This is a genomic window from Staphylococcus marylandisciuri (genome assembly GCF_025519785.1).
In the GTDB taxonomy this organism is placed as follows: Bacteria; Bacillota; Bacilli; order Staphylococcales; family Staphylococcaceae; genus Staphylococcus; species Staphylococcus marylandisciuri.
The window spans coordinates 1-4601 of record NZ_JAOPKZ010000026.1 but is presented as its reverse complement, the minus strand read 5'-3'; the positions used below and the strand labels follow the sequence as shown (position 1 = coordinate 4601).

Here is a 4601-nt window from a genome sequence, read left to right as displayed (position 1 = left end):
ATAAGAAAAGTAGTAGCTCAACGAGCTAACTATAGTCAAAATAATAGTAAAAAAGGCAATTTCTGTATTATTACAATAGAAATTGCCTTATTCTCTCTAATCAAAGATCTTTATGTCCCAACCTCTTTCTCTCTAGTCAAAGACCATTATGTCCCAGCCTTTTTGTTGGGGCCCACCCCAACCTGCATTGCTTGGAGAAACTGGTTTACCAGTTTCTTTGTGTTGGGGCCCCTAATCAAAACTCATATATAGTATTTTGTCCTCTATAAATTCTCTTAACGTGCGATATTGATCATCAAAGAACTGACCTGATTGTATCAATTCTCCTGCTTCGTCTCTTGCGACTTCTAACATTTTATAATCTTCAACTACATCTGCTACTAAGAAATCGGGGAGCCCGCTCTGTTTAACCCCGAAGAAATCTCCCGGCCCTCTCATCTCTAAATCACGTTCACTTAGTTCAAAACCATCATTTGTTTGCGTCATTATATTCATCCGTTCGATACCTGTTTCGGTCTTAGGTGAAGCGATAAGTACACAATAACTTTGATGTTCGCTACGACCGACTCGACCTCGTAACTGATGTAATGTAGAGAGACCGAAGCGATTGGCATCATATATCATCATAAATGTTGCGTTGGGTACATTAACTCCGACCTCTACTACTGTAGTCGAGACAAGGATATCGATCTCATGGTCACTAAAACGTTGCATTACTTCTTCCTTGTCCTCAGTTGAAAGCTTACCGTGAAGCAAGCCTACCCGTTGATTGCCATAATAACTTTGCAGTGACTCATATAATTCGATGACGTTTTGCACATCTTCTAAATGCTCTGAACTTTCTATGAGAGGGCAGATCACATAAGCTTGACGTCCCTTATTTAATTCACCTGTCATTTGTTCTAGCACTTGCTCGTAAGATTCATGCTTTTCCCAAGTCGTCAAAATCGGTTTGCGTCCTGCAGGTAACTGTTTAATTGAAGAAACATCCATTTCACCAAACACTGAAATAGCTAACGTACGAGGGATCGGCGTAGCTGTCATGAAGAGCACATTGGTCATAGCTCCTTTTTCACGTAACAATTGACGTTGATTAACCCCAAACCTATGCTGTTCATCGGTTATAACTAACCCTATGTTATTAAATACTACATCGTCTTGGATAAGTGCATGCGTACCTATAAGACAATCTATTTCACCTTTACGAAGTTGCTCAAGTAATAACGTTCTTTGTGTTCCTTTAACCGAACCAGTCAACAGTGCTACATTCATAGCCTCACCAAATAGCTCACTTAAGCTTTCAGCATGTTGTTCAGCTAGAATTTCAGTTGGCACCATTAAAGCTGATTGATAGCCAGCCGTTTTAAGCGCATACATACAAATAGCAGCTACTACTGTTTTCCCAGAACCTACATCGCCTTGCAATAAACGATGCATGCGTACTGGGGCCTTAAGATCACGAAATATTTCATTCACACTTTGTTTCTGAGCAGACGTTAATTCAAACGGAAGGCGTTGGATGAAATCTTTAACTAACTCAATATCATAGTTGACTTCAATGGCTTCATCAGAGGTCTTTTCTATCCGGTTAAGCCACTGCATCCGCAATTCGAACATGAATAGTTCAGTAAATGCGTATGTACGGCGAGCCTTAAGAAGTTCCTTTTTATCTGGAGCATAATGAAGGTTACGCACTGTATCTGCTAAAGATTCAAGTTTATATTTATCTCTCAACTCTGCCGATAGCCACTCATGTATAGTAACTTCATCTAGCACTTGTCTAATCATATCCCTCAAAGGCTTCTGTTTGATTCCTTCTTTAATTCTATACACCGGCTCAAGTTGCGGTTGACCTTCATCTCCAGTATTAAACAGCATTTTATTCCCATTAATCTCTTGCTTGCGCCGATTCCACTTACCTTTAATTGTTACTTTGTCGTTGAGGTTTATTTTTTTCTTTAAATAAGGTTGGTTGAAAAAAACACACTTAACAGCTATTTGATTAACCATTAAATGTACAGTAAGTTTAGATTTATTACGACCGAAAAAGGCGACAGCGGGAGTCGAATAAACTTCTCCGACAACTGTCACCATCGACTGATCTTCAGCTTGAGTTAAATCTATCACAGTATTATCTTCATATCGCACTGGAAAGTAAAGTATGAGATCTTCAATCGTATGAATATTTAACTCATTTAAGACTTGTAAACGCTTAGGGCCTAAGCCTTTGACATTTGATAAAGGGAACGGGCTATCAATTAAATGAATCTTAGACATATTAATCACCAAATATTTTTTGTTTTAAACGCTGGCCTGTCGGAGTACCAGCTAAACCACCTCTTCCAGTTTCACGTAAAGCTGAAGGCATAGTTTGACCTATACGGTACATAGCTTGAATGACTTCATCGGTAGGAATCCGTGAAGTAATACCTGCTAAAGCCATATCAGCAGACACAACTGCATTTGAAGAACCGCCAGCATTTCTCTTAACACAAGGCACTTCTACTAAACCTGCTACTGGATCACATACTAAACCTAGCATATTCTTTAAGCAAATTGCAAAAGCTTCAGCTGACTGTTGAGGCGTGCCCCCAGCGAGTTCGACTGTAGCAGCAGCGGCCATTGCAGCCGCAGAACCTACTTCTGCTTGGCAACCACCGGCCGCTCCGGATATAGAGGCGTTATTAGCGACAACAAAACCGAAAGCACCTGCAGTTAATAAGAAGTTCAACATATCCCTACGACTTGGATTCATGCGTGGTTTCAAACCAAATAATACTCCAGGTACTACACCTGCTGATCCAGCGGTAGGTGTTGCACAAATCTTACCCATGGCAGCGTTAACTTCATTAGTCGCCATAGCTTTACTAACTACATCTAATAAAGTGTTACCAGCTAAAGATCTACCCGTAGCGATATATCTTTTTAATAGCACTGCATCTCCTCCAGTTAATCCGGTTGTTGAGGTTACTCCCTCTCCCTGTAAGCCTTCGTCTAATGCATTTTCCATAGTCTGGAGGTTCTTATCCATATTGGCGTATACCTCTTCTTGCGTAAGACCTGAGACTTCCATTTCTTGACGTAGCATCACTTCATATATGGCTAGTTGTTCCTTATTACAAATCGAAATGAGTTCTTTCACACTTTTAAACATTCTTTACCCCCTGTTAAGCATCACCCATCAAAGAAACGGTAACGACTCCTTTAACATTTCTTATTCTCTCAATAACATCTTCACTAATTTCATCGTCAAGTTCACATGTCATCAATGCTTGTTCTCCCTTCTCTTTACGAGATACTTGCATACTCCCCACATTGATACTCGATTCGCCTAAAATATTGGCTACATGACCTATTGTGCCAAAGGTATCTTGGTGAAAGACAAGAAGCGCGGGATAATTTCCACTTATTGCTATTTTAAAGCCGTTAATCGCGATGATTTCGATCTTCCCTCCACCTATAGAAATACCTTCTACCGATAATTCTTTACTACCTTTATGCATATGGATGATTGCTGTATTGGGATGAGAACGCTCTTCAGCCATTTCAATAAAATTAACTTTAAGTCCCAAGTGACTTGCGGTTTCCAGACTTCGCGGTAAACGATCATCATCTGTATCGTAACCTAGTAACCCTCCTACTAGGGCTACATCTGTCCCATGCCCTTTATACGTTTCCATGAAGGAACCATATAAATAAATATCTACATGATCAGGGATTTCGCCGAATAAATCCCTCGCCACCAAACCAATCCTCACTGCTCCAGCTGTATGTGATGAGGACGGGCCTACCATGGTTGGTCCTATAATGTCAAAGACGCTTTTATATTTCATAATTTATCTCCAATCAATTCTTATATAAAAGGGGTAAAACGCTCCAAAGTACACTCAAATATAAATTAACGAATTATTATCTCTCTCTTTAAGTCATCCAAGATTTAGAGTTTAAAGAAGGCGGAGCAAAAGCATTCAGGATTTGAGCACGGGGCCCCAACAAAGAGAAACTGATAAATCAGTTTCCTCAAGTACAGCGAGTTGGGGGTGGGGCCCCAACAAAGAGAAACTGGTAAATCAGTTTCTACAAGCAATGCAGGTTGGGGTGGGACTACGAAATCTTTCTATTCAAATTAGATTTCTGTCCCGCTCCCTTTTGAAACGCCGTTAATCTGTTTCCAAGAGCTCAGAATCTTTCTGTCCAACTTCTTAAATGCCTTTAATATTATAAGCTCTATCTACCCCTAGATTATAATGAGTCAAAAGTAATGCGCTTACATTTTATATTTTGTTACAACATTATAGCAAGTCAGTGAAAGTAAATAAAGTTACAAATACTTTTATATTAATTATTTGAATAGTTGCAAAATTCATATAAAATAGCTGGTAGGTAGCGAATTAACTACTCTACTATGTATTCACGCTAGTTCTTTGCGCTTCAATCTATATCAATAAAGAACCTTCTGTTACATTAATCTCAAAAAACATACTAAGATTAGCTATGAAGAAATCTATGACGATAGATTTTTTCATAGCTATTTTTTATAGTTAAAGAGAGAAGTAGATCGTGCGGTCTCTTGGATTTTAAATCCGTAGTCAAAACCGATC

5 protein-coding genes are annotated in these 4601 nt (G+C 39.2%); 2 read left to right on the top strand and 3 right to left on the bottom strand.

Features of this window, described 5'->3' with window-relative positions:
- A partial coding sequence (locus tag N9R04_RS11190; protein ID WP_262856860.1) for a hypothetical protein occupies nucleotides 1-252 on the top strand: 252 nt, incomplete at its 5' end.
- On the opposite strand, the gene recG is transcribed toward N9R04_RS11190, so the two are convergent.
- Genes recG through sdaAB form a run of 3 tightly spaced genes read right to left on the bottom strand, consistent with a single transcriptional unit; the run spans nucleotide 232 to nucleotide 3833 of the window.
- Nucleotides 232-2277: an ATP-dependent DNA helicase RecG gene (gene recG, locus N9R04_RS11185; RefSeq protein WP_262856859.1), complete on the bottom strand. Its 2046-nt coding sequence runs from the start codon at nucleotides 2275-2277 to the stop codon at nucleotides 232-234. The two genes, N9R04_RS11190 and recG, sit on opposite strands and share 21 nt — an antisense overlap.
- Before the next feature lies 1 nt (nucleotide 2278).
- Nucleotides 2279-3154, bottom strand: coding sequence for an L-serine ammonia-lyase, iron-sulfur-dependent, subunit alpha (gene sdaAA, locus N9R04_RS11180; protein WP_262856858.1), 876 nt, complete (start codon nucleotides 3152-3154; stop codon nucleotides 2279-2281).
- 13 nt (nucleotides 3155-3167) lie between these two features.
- Complete coding sequence (gene sdaAB, locus N9R04_RS11175) at nucleotides 3168-3833, bottom strand: L-serine ammonia-lyase, iron-sulfur-dependent subunit beta (RefSeq protein ID WP_262856857.1); 666 nt, start codon at nucleotides 3831-3833, stop codon at nucleotides 3168-3170.
- 142 nt (nucleotides 3834-3975) lie between these two features.
- On the opposite strand from sdaAB, the gene N9R04_RS11170 reads away from it, so the two are divergent.
- Complete coding sequence (locus tag N9R04_RS11170; protein WP_262856856.1) at nucleotides 3976-4164, top strand: hypothetical protein; 189 nt, start codon at nucleotides 3976-3978, stop codon at nucleotides 4162-4164.
- Nucleotides 4165-4601: the final 437 nt, after the last annotated feature.

Coding starts and splice junctions, on each gene's coding strand:
- recG (WP_262856859.1), bottom strand. CDS start 2,277: ATGTCTAAGATTCATTTAATTGATAGCCCGTTCCCTTTATCAAATGTC.
- sdaAA (WP_262856858.1), bottom strand. CDS start 3,154: ATGTTTAAAAGTGTGAAAGAACTCATTTCGATTTGTAATAAGGAACAA.
- sdaAB (WP_262856857.1), bottom strand. CDS start 3,833: ATGAAATATAAAAGCGTCTTTGACATTATAGGACCAACCATGGTAGGC.